This window comes from Streptomyces sp. NPDC034103, assembly GCF_055575395.1.
In genome coordinates this window covers 37,592-51,320 of record NZ_JBVISS010000023.1, presented here as the reverse complement: position 1 = coordinate 51,320, position 13,729 = coordinate 37,592, and the positions used below count along the sequence as shown (strand labels likewise).

The window sequence follows — 13,729 nt, the reverse complement described above, 5'->3', positions numbered from 1 at the left end:
GGCGTTTGGACAGGCGGGGTGCTGGTGCGGCCGGCGGGACTCGTTCGCCGGCGAGGGGTCAGATGATTTCGAGGTTGGCCATCATCCCCATGTCCTCGTGCTCGGCGTTGTGGCAGTGGAAGAGGTAGCGGCCGCGGTAGCCGTCGAAGCAGGTGATGATCTCCGCCGCTTCGCCTGGGCGGAGCGAGACCGTGTCCTTGAGGCCCGCGTCGTGCGGGAGCGGCTGCTTTCCACTGCGTGACAGCACCTGGAACCCGGCCAGGTGAATGTGGATGGGGTGGTGGACGTCCGCGATCAGCCGCCACACCTCGACGTCGCCGAGCCGGGTGGTGACGTCGGAGCGGGCCGGGTCGAACGGGAGTCCGCCGATCAGCCAGCCGTGGCCGTCGTGCATGCGTCCGGCGCGGAAGGAGAAGTCGCGTGTTCGTGTGGCGTCCGATCGGCGCCAGGTCGGCAGGTCGTGGGAGAGGATGCGGGGGATGTGGCTGTGGTCGGTGGCCTTGCGTGCGACGCGGAAGGCCATGACGTCGCGGGTGCGGCCGGAGCCCAGCCGGTTGATGATCCTGACGCGGCCGCCGACCGGGACCTTCGCGAAGTCGACGATCACGTCGAAGCGTTCGGCCGGGGCGATCGGCAGGGTGTGGTGGGTGACTGGCGCGGCGAGCAGGCCCTGGTCGGCGCCGACCTGGACGAGGTCGAGGCGGTGTCCGTCATCGGTGACCGCTTCGAGGTCGTAGTAGCGGGCGTTCGAGGCGTTCAGGATGCGCAGCCGGTAGCGGGCCGCGTCGAGCTCGTGCACGGGCCACGGTGCGCCGTTGACCAGGATCACGTCGCCGAGGACGCCGGCGAAGAAGGCCTCGCGGACGCCCGGCCGCTGGCGCAGGGTCGGGTCGAGGGAGGGGTAGTCCAGGTTGCCGTGATCGTCGAACGCTCGGTCCGCGATCATGAGCGGCAGCTCGCGCGCGCCGGAGGGCAGGCCGAGCGAGTCCTCGGCGTCGTCACGGATGATGTGCAGCCCAGCGAGACCGCGCCAGATCGCGGGGGCGGTGAAGTCCATCCGGTGGTCGTGGTACCAGAGCAGCGTCGGCCGCTGGTCCATCGGGAACGTGTAGTCCCGCGTCAGCCTGGTCACCACGGCCTTCGGATCCTGCATCCCCTGCATGCCGCCCATGTCATGGGCGCTGTGCGTCATGTGGGTGGCGGGGTCCTGCCAGTTCTTCGGCAGGACGAGGTCGGTCGGGTAGCCGTCGGAGGCGGCCGGGGTCCGTCCGCCGTGCAGGTGCACGACGGTCGGCACGGGCAGCTCGTTGTGATGCGTCACGGTGACCGGGCGGCCGCGCCGCGCCTCGATCGTCGGGCCTGGGAACGTGCCACCGTAGGTCCACATTGGTGTCTTGACGCCGGGCAGGATCTCCAGGAGCGCCTCGCGCTGGGTGATCTCGTAGCGGTCGACGCCGCCCGAGGTGCTGACCGGCTTCAGGACGGACGGCAGCGGCAACGGCACTCCGAACGCGGGCGGCAACGGCACACCGCTGCGCAACTCGTCGCCGGTGAAGGCCGGGCGGCGCGCCAGGGCCGCCGCGGCCGTCAGCCCGGTGACCGCCATCAGCCCGAGCGCACCACCGATGCCGAGGAACTGGCGCCTGCCGATTCCACCAGTTTCAGACATTGACGTTCTCCTTGCGCGGAGCCGACGCCGTGTGTGCGGCCGGCCGCGGAACGGGCTGCCGCCATACGGCGATGAACAGTACGGCGAGCGCGACGATGGTCAGCACGCCAAGGGGAAAGTGCAGCCAGAGCGCTCCGTCCATACCGGCGAGGTACTGCACCGTCTCGGCCGCCACCAACGTCAGCGTGGCGGCGAACGGCCAGGCCTGGCGCAGCCGGACCCAGACCACGATCGCCGCGATCAACTGCACGTAGCCGAGGGAGGTGACGACGTTGGCGCCGACTGTGTGCCAGCGCAGGGCGTCGTAGTCACCGCTCAGAAAGACGCCGGCGAACACGGGCTGACCCACGATCGCGACCGCGTGCGCGCTGACGACCGCCCGCAACACCCACCAAGACTTGTGCCTGCCAGGGGAGAACTCGGAAACTGCCATCGCAATGGACCTCTCGGGGCGCTGGATCAGAGCGGCGGTGTCCCGATCCCGCTCGGTCGAACCGCGGAATCGGGACACCGCACGATCGCTTGATGGGGCCTTGAGGGCTGCCCATCCGGGTCACTTCTGGAGAACGGCCTGGATCTCGAGGCTGATCGACACCTTGTCGCCGACCGCGACGCGCCCGGCGTCCAGCGGGGTGCTGATGTCGATGCCATAGTCGCGCCGGTTGATCTCCGCGGTCGCGGAGAAGCCCGCCCGCTGTGCACCCCACTGATCTGAGCCGAAGCCGTTCACCTCGACGGCCAGCGGTACCTGCCGTGTGACGCCGTGCAACGTCAGCTCACCGTCGATGACCCAACCGTCGCCGGTCCGGCGGATGCCGGTCGAGCGGTAGCTCATCGTCGGATACTTCTCGACCTCGAGGTAGTCGGCGGTGCGCAGGTGGTTGTCACGCGTGTCGTTGCCGGTGTCGATGGACGCGAGGTCGATCGTCGCGGTGACCGACGAGCCCAGTAAGTCCTCGCCGGTGATGATCGTGACGTCGTAGGCGGTGAACCGGCCACGCATCTTGTTGATCATGAGGTGACGGACGGAGAAGGCGATCTCGGAGTGCGCCGGGTCGGCCTTCCAGGTGCCGGCCAGGTAGCCCGGGATCTCGATGGTCGCGGGGGCGGGGTTCATGGTCTCCTCCATGGTTGTGGTGCCGCGGGAACGCGGCGGGGGTGGTGGGATCAGGGCTCGAGGTCGACCGCTCCTGCGCCGGTGGGGATGTCGAGCGGCACCGAGACCTGGTCGTGCACGATCAACCAGGTGCCGTGGAGCTTGCGGAGGCAGTACGTGACCCTGACCCACATACCGCTGACCGCCGTCCCGTCCCTGAGCGTGCCGCCGAGACGAGCGAAGGCGTGCCCGAACGCCACGTCGTCGCCCACGGTGAGCGTCAGGTCGCGAACCTCGTAGGTGACGGCCTCGAAGGACGTGAACACGGGCGCCCAGTTCTTGAGCTTGGCGTCGATCCCCACATGCTGGAGCGGCGGCTGGACGTCGAAGGACACGATGTCCGCTGCGTAGAACCGCCTCAGGCCGTCGAGATCCTTGCCCTGGATTCCTTCGGCGAGCTGATGGATGTGCTGGCGGATCGTGGCTTCGTCTTGGCTTCTCATGAACGAGAGACTATGACTCAGCTGTTATCGTGTCTAAGATCGATATTGCTATGGTGTTATGCGCTCGGAGGTATGATGGAGCTGAACTCGCTCAAGCAGTTCCTGGTGGTGGCGCGGCTGGAGCACCTCAGTCGGGCCGCCGGCGAGCTGCACATCGCCCAGCCGTCGCTGAGCCGGACCATCGCCCGACTGGAGAGCGAACTAGGCGTACCGCTGTTCGATCGGGGCGGTCGGCTCCGGCTCAACGACAGCGGCAAGCTCTTCCGCGATCACGTCGAACGCGCCCTGGGCGAACTCGACGCGGGACGGCGCGCTGTCGCCGAGGCCACCAGCGAGGGCCTGGGCACCGTGCGACTGGCGTCGGAAACCTTCCTCACCCTCACCGGACCGCTGGCGGCCCACAAGCGCGCGCATCCCGCTGTCGAGATCGAGCTTCACTGGTCGCCGCCCGAGGACATGGGCCGCCGCCTGCGCGCCCAAGAAGTCGATCTGTGCGTCGCCTCGCAGCCGATCCACGCCGAGGGCCTTGAGTCCGTGCAGCTGTTCGACGAGGCAGTGGGGGTGGGCACCCCACTCGACCACCCGCTGGCCGACCGCACGTCGGTGACCATCGACGAACTCGCCGACCAGCCCCTCATCACCGCCCGCGAGGGACACTGGCTACGCCGGCTGCTCGACCGACTCTTCGCCGCACGAGACCTCACCCCGAAGATCGTCTGCGAAAGCGACGAACACAGCGCCATCGCCGACCTGATCAGCGCCGGACTGGGCATTGGTCTCGCCCCCGCGTTCGCCCGCCGCAGCATCACGCAGGCCCCCGTCGCTTGGATCCCCGTCGACAGCCCCGACTGCCGTCGCACAGTCACCCTCTACTGGGGCACCGACAACCACCTCTCCACCGCCGCCCGGCTGATGCGCACCACGATCACCAACTGGGACTGGACCACAGGACAGCCCCGTACCAAACGCTGACGATCAGCTGCCCGGTGGACGTGACACGCGCCAAGCCTCGTGGCACCGACCCGAAATGCCCACTCTCACCGGAAACTCAGCGCGAAGCTGTGGATCTGACTTCACAGTGGTTGGCGTGATCAGGCGAGGCGTGGGAACAGCGTCCGAACGTTGCGGTTCCCGATGTCCTCGGCGTGCTGGATCGGTGCGGTGAAGTAGGCGACGGCGGGTTCGGGGGCGAAGGGCCAGTCGCTGCCGTAGAGCACGTGCCCGGGTTTGGCGAAGGCGAGCAGTGAGGGCAGAGCGGCAGGGCCGGCGGACATGGCTGTGTCGAAGAAGAAACCAGCTAGATCGTCCAGTACCTCGTCGAGGTCGCGGCCAGTCTGGGCCAAGACGCTCAAGGCTAGGCGGTGCGCCGCGTAGGGGACGAAGCCGCCGGCGTGGCCGAGGATGAACCTGATGCCCGGGAACCGCCGTGGGACGTTGTGCCGCACCAGGTTGAAGGCGGCCCGGGTGGTGTCGAGCAGGAAGTCGGCGGCGAACGGCGGAATGCCGCGCGGCTGGCCGAGCTGTGCGCGCTGGTCGAACGCGTCCGTCAGGTGCCGTTCAATCCGAACATCACCATGGCCGAGCTCATCGCGCTGTCCCGTCGGCGCGACGCCCCGGACCCTGGCATCGAGGTTGAGGAGAGCGAGGACTTCGAGCGGATGGAGCGCGGCGTCCACGCCGCCTTACGCAGGCCGCCCACGTGGGACTCCAAAGCCCGTACCGGGCCGGGCGAGCTCCTGCACCGTGCCGCCGGGTGCGATGGCTGCAGCCGACCACCACACCGGCGCATCCCCATCCGGGAGGGATACTCGATGACGATGACGACGACCCAGCGCATCCTCGACCTCGCCGCGGCGGCACCGGCCAGCCACGGCGAGGACCTGGTGCTGCTTCTGAGCGAGGCCAACGAGCTGTACCAGCAGGGCCTGCAGGAGCTGCACCAGGAGGTAGCCGCGCGCCTCGACGGACTGGCGACCGCGGACCTGATGGGCGCTGCGGAAAAGGCTGGTATGCCCTGTGATGCCTCGCAGGACCGCGACGAGGTGATCCTGCTGCTGGCCCTGGCCGAATGGGAAAGGACGCCGGCCGCCATGGCGTACGCGGAAATGGCCGACGCCGCCGCGCGCCGCGGCATCTGCCTGATCCCCGAAGAGTAGGCCGGGAGCTGTCAGCCCGGCCGCCGGCCAAGAAACGCTGCGCCGCGAGCTGAACCTCCCATGGCCGTCGACCGGTCCCATGTAAAGGTCGGGGCGCTGGTCAAAGCATCACCGTGCTCAAGTCCTACAGCACCGTCGGCGCCTTTGACGCGAGTGCAGGCATGGAGGGCATCTACGGACCTGTGGGCGTGCTGGCCGGAGAAGCACACCACATCACACGCCGAAGCACCCAGGTTTGGGGACGTGACCACTACCCGTGGCCCTGGGTGTCGGAGGCAGAATCGTCGTCATGGCCAACTCGTACGCACAACCGATTCTGAGAACAGCGGACCTCTCCGAGAGTTTGCGCATTGTCGAGCGGTTGCTCGGAATCGCCGATCTCCAGGGCCTCGAAGTCGATTTCGAGGTACGGGTCTCCTCGGAGCAGGTCCTTTCAGCACTGCTGGCATTGTTTCCGAACGCCCAATGGTGGGCCGAAGGGGACCGGGACGGCTCGTCGGAGGAAGGGGATGATCCTGCGGCGCATCTCCCCATCCGACTGCGGGGCTGGGCCATACCTCCCGAAGCGGTGGACCCGTTCCTCAAAGCGGTGGGAGACAGCCCTGCGTCAGCCCGATGGGATTTCAACGCCTGGCCCGAGGCTCCTGAAGTGGGTCTGGGTGTCGGCGGTACAAGGGGTGCGTTCGTGACGCTGTGCGTGAATGTCCGCGATGTCGATCTGGAGGAGCCCTCGGCGGATCACACAGTCTTCGTCCACGTCAAGCAGGTCGAGGCAGAACGCGCGCCGTGGCTCGCAGCTCAGGTCGGTCTGACGGTGATCGGCGACCTGGTGATGGCCCCCTACTAAACAAAGTACCTGGTGCTGCTCATGGGCGAGGCGAAGGAGCTGTACCAGCAGGGCCTGCAGGATCTGCACCGGGAGACGGCAGAACGCCTCGGTCAACTGGCCACCGCGGACCTGCTGGCCGCAGTACAGACGGCCGGCATGCCCGGTGAGGCCTCACCAGACCGCGACGAGATGATCCTGCTGCTGGCCCTGGCCGAATGGGAGAGAACGCCAGCCGCCATGGCGTGCATAGACGTGGCCGAGGCCGCCGCGCGCCGCGGGGTCTGCCTGATCCCCGAACAGTGGGCCTCGAGCCGTCAGCGCGGCCGCCGTCGAGAAATCACTGTGCCGCGGGCTGGACCTCTCACGGGAACTTCTGCCATTATTTGCTTTGTGGGTCGGGGTGGCCGGCGCACTGCTGAGAGAAGGGACGGCTTGCCATGACCTCGCGCCGTGAGCCTCGCCTGGCCGACGCTGCCGAGATCGCGGCTGCACACGGTCTGACGTCCGCACGGATCGGCCAGTTCTACACCGAACGCACTCAGAACACGGCTGGCAAGGCGTTTCCCGAGCCGGTCGACAAGCGTGGCCGGGCCCGCCTGTGGGACCACGCGGAGGTCACCGAGTGGTTCTCCCACCGCTCCCCGGCGCGGCTCACCCAGCACAGGCCGCCCTCCCTCGATGTGGAGACGCTGCTGAACGCCGCGGAAGCCTCCAGGTACCTCGGCTACAAGAACGCCAACCAGGTCACCACCTTCGTGCGGGACCACCCTGGCTACTTCCCCGAACCGGACGTCGTCGAAGAGATGGGCACGGCCGAGAATCCCTACCGCCGCCAGCTGTGGAAGGTGGCGACCCTTAAGGAGTGGATGGCCAGCCGGCCCGGCCGCGGCAGGCGAGCCGGGACCAAGCCGGCGCCACCGCTGCCCGAGGTCTCCGCTGACGGTGACCCCGAGGAGCTGCTCGGGGCGAGCCAGGCGGCCGCGCTGCTGGGGTACAAGAGCGTCGGCTCCTTCTCCAGCGCCCTGTCTCAGGGCAACCTGCCGCTGCTGAAGACTGTGGACGGTGTCGCCGAAGCGGGCCGTCAGAAGGGGCGTCGGCGGTGGACACGCCGGCGCATCCTGGACCAGGCCGCCCAGCGGTCCAGGAAGTAGCACCCACCCGGTGAGCGGACCTTCCGCGCACCACCCCATGAACGCGGCTCCCGGTGTGGGGAGTTGGTCCCTTGCGGGCCGGGGTCGCAAGCGATGGCCGGCATGGCGTGGCTTCGCCACCACGCCCCGCAGCAGCACCTGCTGCCGCGGACCGGCCATCGCTCATGTTTTCGACGGCGCGCGCGGAGGGCTCCACAGCGTCATCCGCCAGTGGCGTGGTCTGCCCGTACCATGGCACAGACCATCAGGTTGTTCTGGGATCGTGACCGTGGTCGGCCTCTCGTGGTCGGGGCCATGGTCTGGGCCGGCCGGTTGTCTGTCGTCCATGACCCGTTCCCCTTCTGGTGTTTCGGCCGCCGAACTGGCCCCCAGCCCTTGTGAACCGTTGCGCTTGCAGGTCCTGACCGCGCTCGCCCTGCACCGGATGGCCACCACCGGCCAACTCCTCCAGATGCTGCGGCCGACCGGCTCCCGCCAACTCCTCTCCCGGGCGCTGAACAAACTGCGCACGGCAGGCTTCGTCGACCTCACCCCCCTGCCGGACGCAGGCCGGCCGCGTACGCACGCCTGGTACCTCACCCCCGAAGGGGTGCGCCTGACCCGCGATCACCCCATCCTGCGGGGACGCCCGCCCTACCCCATCACCTCGACCACGGCAGCGTCGCTGAAGACACCGCACACGCTCACCGTCGTACGCACCCACCTGCCGTTCGCAGCAGACGCCCGCCGCCTCGGACACGAACACGGCCCCTGGGACTGGACACCCGAGGTAGCCCATCCCATTGGTGAAGGCGAACGGCTCGTGGCCGACGCCGTAATGCACTACACCGCCATCGACAGCGAACACCGGCGGAAACTGCGCGCGTTCGTGGAAGTCGACCGCACCACCATGAGCAGCGAACGCCTCGCCGTAAAGCTGATCGAATACGCCAGACTCTTCCACCACGAAGCCCAGCCCGTCGGACGCCGCAAGCCCGTCTCCCCCGGCCCGGCCTGGCTGCGCTGGTATCCGGTCTTCCCCCGCATCCTCTTCATCCTCACCGGCGCCTCCCGCGCCCGCCTGGAGGACCGCATCAGCGACCTGCAGGCGATGGTCGCCCACCACCCACTCGTCACAGCCCTCGCCCGCGAAGTCCCACTCGGCGCCGCCATCCTCGAAGACATCGAGGAACACACTCCCTCCGGGCCGGTCTGGGTACCACTGAGCGGAGGCGAGCCCCGCCCGTGGACCGACCTGTGACCGCCGCGAGCCCTGCTGATGTGATGTCTAGTGCCGCATCAGACAGTGTCTGCGTCGCCTGCCAGACTGCTCAGGTGATCGTCAGACTCGCCCAAGAGCAGGACTTCCCGGGCTTTCTTGGCCTGGCGGCCGAGGTCGAGCAGTGGTTCGGCCCGATGGTCGGGGATTCCGGTTTCCATAGCGCCGTGAACAAGCACATTCGCCGGTCTACTGCGCTCGTCGCCACCGCACCGGGATCGGATGTCTTGGGCGGCCTGCTGTTCGGTGGAAAGGCTCCGACCTACCACATTCACTGGCTCGTCGTCTCGGAGAGGGAACGCGGGAAGGGCGCCGGTCGTGCGCTCGTGGAGGAGGCGACGCGGAGGTGGATGCGAGGTCCCGGCAGTATTGAGGTGGTCACCTTCGGGGGCGACCACCCTGGCGCCATCGCCAGCGGCGCACGCGTCTTCTACGAGCGTCTTGGTTTCGCCCCAGCTGAGTCCGCCGATCCGGGCCCGGAAGGCGGATCGCGGCAAGTTTATCGCCGAGTCGTCACTTGATTCAAACGATATTGGTCCCGGCGACAACCTTGCGCAGGCGTTCATTGGCGGCGTGACAGTGCCTCCAGATGATGTAGCGGCGGATCATGCTGCCCTGCTCTGCGTGGCTGGCGTGGTCGGTGCCGTCGAGAGTGAAGTAGCTCAGGGCGGTGAACCGGGCTTCGATGCGGTCAGCCAGGAGCTGTTGGTATCGACGCCTCACTGACCGAGCTTGAGGAGCCTGCGACGGGTCTGTGACAGACGCTCAGGGCGGACGAGGGCGCGCGATCTCGGGCAGGCCAAGGCTGAGGGCATCGCAGTCCCGGCTCGGACGAGGTGCAACAGGTCGATGATGACGCGCTCCCCTTCGGCGGTTGGACCAAGACCTTCACCGACCCCCGCCTCTGCGCGGCCATCGTCGACCGCCTCATCTTCAACGGCACCATCATCGAGACCGGACCCGACTCCTACCGACTCGCCAGCACCCGAGCTCGCGCTGAGGAGTCGGCCAAGACCGGCTGACCGCTGCCGCTGCCTGCCTCGACGGCCCGGCGCCCAGAGGGCGCCGGGCCGTCAGCCCAAGATGCTCCAGTAGGCTGCGCTGGTCATGGACACGCGCGCCGCACCCGAGCAGACCCAGCACGACGCGGTCGCCTGTGGTCCGCCGATCCGGAAGCTCTTCCGGGACGTCATCGCCGATCGCCTGCCGGACCGAATGCCGCTCCAAGCGGCGATGCTGTTCAGCTCAGAGATCAACCCAGACTGGAACAACCGGTCCTTCCTCGCCGAGTTCTACAACGAGATCCTCCACCAGGACACCTGTCAGCCCTACACCGCCGACGGCCTCGTCCTGCTCGCGGCCTTGGCGGTTGATGACCGGGTTCCCGCCCGACAGCGGTTTGAAGCCGTTGGCCTGCTGTTCCGCGCCGCCACCGTCGCCGAGCGCCACCTCGCTGAGACCTGGCCAGCCACCCCGCATCATGCAGATCCCGACAGCGAGGCCCGGGCCCGCAACGCAGCCCTGTTGCACACCCCTGATCTGCTGACCCGCTGGTCAGCCGAGTGCTTAGCAGTTCGGCTGGCTCTCGTCGGCCTCGCCGTCGTCTTCCCGACGGACCGCACTCTGCCCGCCCTGAAAACGCGCCTGCACACCTTCATGAACCAACACCCCCAAGGCACCGACATCGGTGACTACCTGCGATTCGTCCTCGTGCTGGCCGCCCAAGACGAGAGCCAGACCCTCGCGGTGACCGAGGAACTCACCGACGCCTACTGGACGGGCACAGTGCGCGGAGCGCCGACACGGGCACGAGCTCTCCACCTCCTCGGCCAGATGCTGGCCAGGGTCGGAGCCGGACTCACCCGGCCAGCGCCCGCCGGGCAGTGACGCCCCACGGGCGCTGCTAATTTTCGGGTTCTGGCTCAACTTGTGTGGCGCGGCCACTCTGAGTGACAGCCGGGCACCTTCGAGCCGTACCTGAAGTCGCCCGAAAATGGTTCGTGGGCAAGGTGGTTGGGCTGACGGTTCGGGACCGTGGAAGAGGTCGTGCTCCGGCTGAAGGAGCTGTTGTTCCCGTCGATCGCGGACGTCGCGGTGCTGTCGGTGGACGTGAACATCGAGACAGTGCGTGTTGATGCGCGATGCATCGCGGACGGCGCCATATGCCCGGTCTGCGGGGTCTGGTCGAACCGGGTTCATGGTTCCTACCTGCGGTTTCCCGCTGATGTGCCGAGCGGTGGCCGAAGTGTTGTTCTCCAGCTGAGGGTCCGTCGGTTCATCTGCGGGAACTCGGGCTGCGCACGTCGTACGTTCGTCGAGCAGATACCCGGTCTGACACGCCGGCACGGTCAGCGGACCGAACGGCTGCGCTCGACCCTGGCCGCGGTCGGTCTGGCCCTCGCTGGCCGGGCCGGTGCCCGCATCGCCCGGGTTCTCGGGGTGTCCGTCAGCCGCAGTACGGTGCTCCGGCTGGTGGACGCTCTTCCCGAGCCCGAGGTGGCCGCTCCACGTGTGGTCGGCGTCGACGAGTACGCCACCCGCAAGGGCCGCCACTACGGAACCGTCCTGGTCGACATCGAAACGCGCCGCCCCATCGACCTGCTGCCCGACCGGGAGGCATCCAGCCTCGCGGCCTGGCTCACCGAACGACCAGGCGTTGAGGTCATCTGCCGGGACCGGGCGCCGTTCTTCGCCGAAGGCGCCGCCGCCGGCGCACCGCAGGCCGTCCAGGTCGCGGACCGGTGGCACCTCTGGCACAACCTGAGCGAAGCCGCCGAAAGAGCCGTCGCCCAGCACCGCCGCTGCCTCAGCACTCTCGTCCCGACCGCCCCCGAACCCGAGCCTGAGCCCGATCCGGAAGAAGAGCCGTCCGACTCGCCTTGGCCGACCGGCCATCGGTTCGCCGACCGTACCCGGGCCCGGCACGCTGCCGTCCACGCACTGGTGGAGGCCGGGCACAGCCGCCGCTCGATCCAGCGACAGCTCGGCATGACCTGGCGGACCGTCAAGCAGCTCGCCGACGCAGCGGTCCCGGAAGAACTGTTCACCGGCCAATGGCAGAACCGGCCCTCAGTCCTCGACGACTACAAGCCCTACCTGGACGACCGGTGGAACGAGGGTTTCACCAACGCCTGGAAACTGTGGGAGGAGACCGTGCCGCTCGGCTACAAAGGCAGCTACCAGCGCGTCCGCGCCTACCTGCACAAGAAGCGCACCTCGCCGCGGCCGGTGACCGCCCGACCACCGTCGCCCCGAACGGTCGCCGGATGGATCCTCAGGCAACCGGAGACCCTCACCGAGCCCGAACGGCTCCAGCTCAAGACTGTCCGCACCCACTGCCCCGAGCTCGACGCCCTCACCCGGCACGTCCGTTCCTTCGCGGTGATGCTCACCGAGCGCCAGGCGAGCGTCTCCCGGACTGGCTCAACGCCGTCCGGCAGGACGACCTGCCCAGTCTCCACACCCTCGCCGCCGGCATCGATCGCGACCTCGACGCCGTCATCGCCGGATTGACCCTGCCCTGGAGCTCGGGTGCAGTCGAAGGCCATGTCAACCGGATCAAGATGCTCAAGCGCCAGATGTTCGGGCGTGCTGGCTTGGCCCTTCTGCGGAAGCGCGTCCTGCTCGCACAGTGATCGAAATGTCAGCGGCTGATGCGAAGATCCGGGCGGCAACTACACGAGGAGATCAACATGGGCACCTGGGACACTGGCCCCTTCGACAACGACTCGGCCGCGGACTTCGCCGGCGATCTCGACGACGCGAAACCCGAGGACCGCGAGGCACTGATCCGTGGCGTCCTGACGCGCACCGTCGACGCCACGGGCTGGCTCACCGAACGAGAAGAAGCGGTGGCCGCAGCCGCACTGATTGCGGCGCAATGCCCTGGCGGCGAGCCAATCGACACACCTTACGGCCCTGAAGAACCCATGCCCGCCTTCCCTGACGATCTCCGGACGCTCGCGGACAAGGTTCTCGCCCGCATCATCAGCGACCAGGCCGGAGCAGCCTCGAACTGGGTCGACCCGGAAGACTGGAAGCAGTGGCGAGCCAACCTCAACCGCCTTCGCGCAGTTCTCGCTCCGCCATCACCGCCCATCCCGCTGTTCGATGTCGAGCGGTGACACAGTGTCACCTTCCACAGAACCTGAGCCAGAACCCCTAGAAGTGAACAAAGCCACGGAGGGTTTCGACTGATCCGAAACCGCAGCGTGCGGCCACTCCCGGCAGAGGGAGGGTGGTGGAGGTGAGCAGGTGTGCGGCTGCGGTGAGACGGGCTTGGCGGATGAAGCGGCCTGGTGCCCGTCCGAGGTGGTCCGCGAACAGCCGGTTCAGATGCCGGGCGCTGACCCGGGCGATGCTGGCCAGGGTGACGGTGGTGAGGTCGCCGTCGAGGTGGGCGTGGATGTGGTCAACGAGGCGGCGGACGACGTCGTGGTCGGGCGGAGGGGCAGCGGTGAACACGCTCATCTGTGCCTGGGTGCCGGGGCGTTGGAGATAGATGACGAGGTGGCGGGAGACGTGGCGGGCCAGGGGCTGGCCGTGGTCTTCCTGGACCAGGGACAGCATGAGGTCGAGGGCGCTGGTGATGCCTGCTGATTGCCGTGCTGCGAGACCCTCAACATGATCTCCCACGCCTGCTCCGGCACAGGCGAAGGTCGCCATCAGCACCCCACGGGCCATGCCCCCGCGTTCGCCGAGTGTCCTGGGCCGATGGAGGCCCGCGCGATCGCCCTGGTCGGTGGATGCGGTCAGCTCTCCCCATCCTGCGGCAATGGCGGCGCAGGGTTGGTAGCGAACTGACCGCCTATGCGGGACAGGCGCAGGCGGACGACATCGAGACCCTGCTCCCGGCCAGTGATCGAAGACTGGGGCCAACTGTCGCCTGGCGTTAAAAATGCCTACGTACGAAGGCGGCGATCACGATGCCGACGAACGGCGACGGGGACGCCCCGCAGGAGGGCGCCACGGCAGAGCGGCCGTCAGTGAGGTGTCGCTGTCGTCGGCAAGGGACCGGTGGCTCACAGGAGACCGATCGCGACCATCGAGATGCCCGGAAAAACGATC

At 68.0% G+C, this 13,729-nt stretch carries 15 protein-coding genes and 3 pseudogenes; 11 read left to right on the top strand and 7 right to left on the bottom strand.

The window, feature by feature from the left end; genetic code table 11:
- Positions 1-58: 58 nt before the first annotated feature.
- The 4 genes from ACZ56U_RS37505 to ACZ56U_RS37490 form a co-directional block, all read right to left on the bottom strand.
- A complete protein-coding gene (locus ACZ56U_RS37505; RefSeq protein WP_469088413.1) occupies positions 59-1,669 on the bottom strand; it encodes a multicopper oxidase family protein in 1,611 nt (536 codons plus the stop codon).
- Positions 1,662-2,102: a hypothetical protein gene (locus ACZ56U_RS37500; protein ID WP_469088412.1), complete on the bottom strand. Its 441-nt coding sequence runs from the start codon at positions 2,100-2,102 to the stop codon at positions 1,662-1,664. Before ACZ56U_RS37500 ends, ACZ56U_RS37505 begins: the two co-directional genes overlap by 8 nt.
- Before the next feature lie 120 nt (positions 2,103-2,222).
- On the bottom strand, positions 2,223-2,786 hold the full coding sequence (locus tag ACZ56U_RS37495) for a YceI family protein (RefSeq protein WP_469088411.1): 564 nt from the start codon (positions 2,784-2,786) through the stop codon (positions 2,223-2,225).
- A gap of 50 nt (positions 2,787-2,836) precedes the next feature.
- Positions 2,837-3,268 (bottom strand): YybH family protein, encoded by a 432-nt coding sequence (locus tag ACZ56U_RS37490; RefSeq protein WP_469088410.1) that lies wholly within the window; start codon positions 3,266-3,268, stop codon positions 2,837-2,839.
- A gap of 72 nt (positions 3,269-3,340) precedes the next feature.
- Between ACZ56U_RS37490 and ACZ56U_RS37485 the strand changes: the two genes are divergently transcribed.
- Positions 3,341-4,240, top strand: a complete 900-nt coding sequence (locus ACZ56U_RS37485) for a LysR family transcriptional regulator (RefSeq protein ID WP_469088409.1) — start codon at positions 3,341-3,343, stop codon at positions 4,238-4,240.
- Between the two features lie 119 nt (positions 4,241-4,359).
- Here the strand turns inward: ACZ56U_RS37485 and ACZ56U_RS37480 are convergent, their stop codons facing one another.
- Positions 4,360-4,944, bottom strand: a complete 585-nt coding sequence (locus ACZ56U_RS37480) for an amidohydrolase family protein (protein WP_469088408.1) — start codon at positions 4,942-4,944, stop codon at positions 4,360-4,362.
- 135 nt (positions 4,945-5,079) lie between these two features.
- Between ACZ56U_RS37480 and ACZ56U_RS37475 the strand changes: the two genes are divergently transcribed.
- The 6 genes from ACZ56U_RS37475 (at position 5,080) to ACZ56U_RS37450 (ending at position 9,183) form a co-directional block, all read left to right on the top strand.
- Positions 5,080-5,424, top strand: a complete 345-nt coding sequence (locus tag ACZ56U_RS37475) for a hypothetical protein (protein ID WP_469088407.1) — start codon at positions 5,080-5,082, stop codon at positions 5,422-5,424.
- Positions 5,425-5,713: 289 nt separating this feature from the next.
- On the top strand, positions 5,714-6,271 hold the full coding sequence (locus ACZ56U_RS37470; protein WP_469088406.1) for a hypothetical protein: 558 nt from the start codon (positions 5,714-5,716) through the stop codon (positions 6,269-6,271).
- Between the two features lie 12 nt (positions 6,272-6,283).
- Positions 6,284-6,694 (top strand): hypothetical protein, encoded by a 411-nt coding sequence (locus ACZ56U_RS37465; protein WP_469088405.1) that lies wholly within the window; start codon positions 6,284-6,286, stop codon positions 6,692-6,694.
- Positions 6,691-7,404 carry a hypothetical protein gene (locus tag ACZ56U_RS37460; protein WP_469088404.1) on the top strand — a complete coding sequence of 238 codons (714 nt, stop codon included), beginning with the start codon at positions 6,691-6,693 and terminating at the stop codon, positions 7,402-7,404. Before ACZ56U_RS37465 ends, ACZ56U_RS37460 begins: the two co-directional genes overlap by 4 nt.
- Positions 7,405-7,729: 325 nt before the next feature.
- Positions 7,730-8,644 (top strand): replication-relaxation family protein, encoded by a 915-nt coding sequence (locus tag ACZ56U_RS37455; protein ID WP_469088403.1) that lies wholly within the window; start codon positions 7,730-7,732, stop codon positions 8,642-8,644.
- Between the two features lie 74 nt (positions 8,645-8,718).
- Complete coding sequence (locus tag ACZ56U_RS37450; protein ID WP_469088402.1) at positions 8,719-9,183, top strand: GNAT family N-acetyltransferase; 465 nt, start codon at positions 8,719-8,721, stop codon at positions 9,181-9,183.
- Position 9,184: 1 nt separating this feature from the next.
- Here ACZ56U_RS37450 and ACZ56U_RS37445 read toward each other — a convergent pair.
- A pseudogene (locus tag ACZ56U_RS37445) lies at positions 9,185-9,372 on the bottom strand (transposase); the annotation flags it as partial.
- A 156-nt stretch (positions 9,373-9,528) separates the two neighbouring features.
- Here ACZ56U_RS37445 and ACZ56U_RS37440 point away from each other — a divergent pair.
- The 4 genes and pseudogenes from ACZ56U_RS37440 to ACZ56U_RS37425 all read left to right on the top strand — a co-directional run.
- Positions 9,529-9,684, top strand: a pseudogene (locus tag ACZ56U_RS37440) (ATP-binding protein); the annotation flags it as partial.
- A gap of 85 nt (positions 9,685-9,769) precedes the next feature.
- Positions 9,770-10,549: a hypothetical protein gene (locus ACZ56U_RS37435; RefSeq protein WP_469088401.1), complete on the top strand. Its 780-nt coding sequence runs from the start codon at positions 9,770-9,772 to the stop codon at positions 10,547-10,549.
- A 147-nt stretch (positions 10,550-10,696) separates the two neighbouring features.
- A pseudogene (locus ACZ56U_RS37430) lies at positions 10,697-12,297 on the top strand (ISL3 family transposase).
- 57 nt (positions 12,298-12,354) lie between these two features.
- Positions 12,355-12,786: a DUF4259 domain-containing protein gene (locus ACZ56U_RS37425; protein WP_469088400.1), complete on the top strand. Its 432-nt coding sequence runs from the start codon at positions 12,355-12,357 to the stop codon at positions 12,784-12,786.
- A gap of 37 nt (positions 12,787-12,823) precedes the next feature.
- Here ACZ56U_RS37425 and ACZ56U_RS37420 read toward each other — a convergent pair whose 3' ends face one another.
- On the bottom strand, positions 12,824-13,297 hold the full coding sequence (locus ACZ56U_RS37420; RefSeq protein ID WP_469088399.1) for a helix-turn-helix domain-containing protein: 474 nt from the start codon (positions 13,295-13,297) through the stop codon (positions 12,824-12,826).
- Positions 13,298-13,729: the final 432 nt, after the last annotated feature.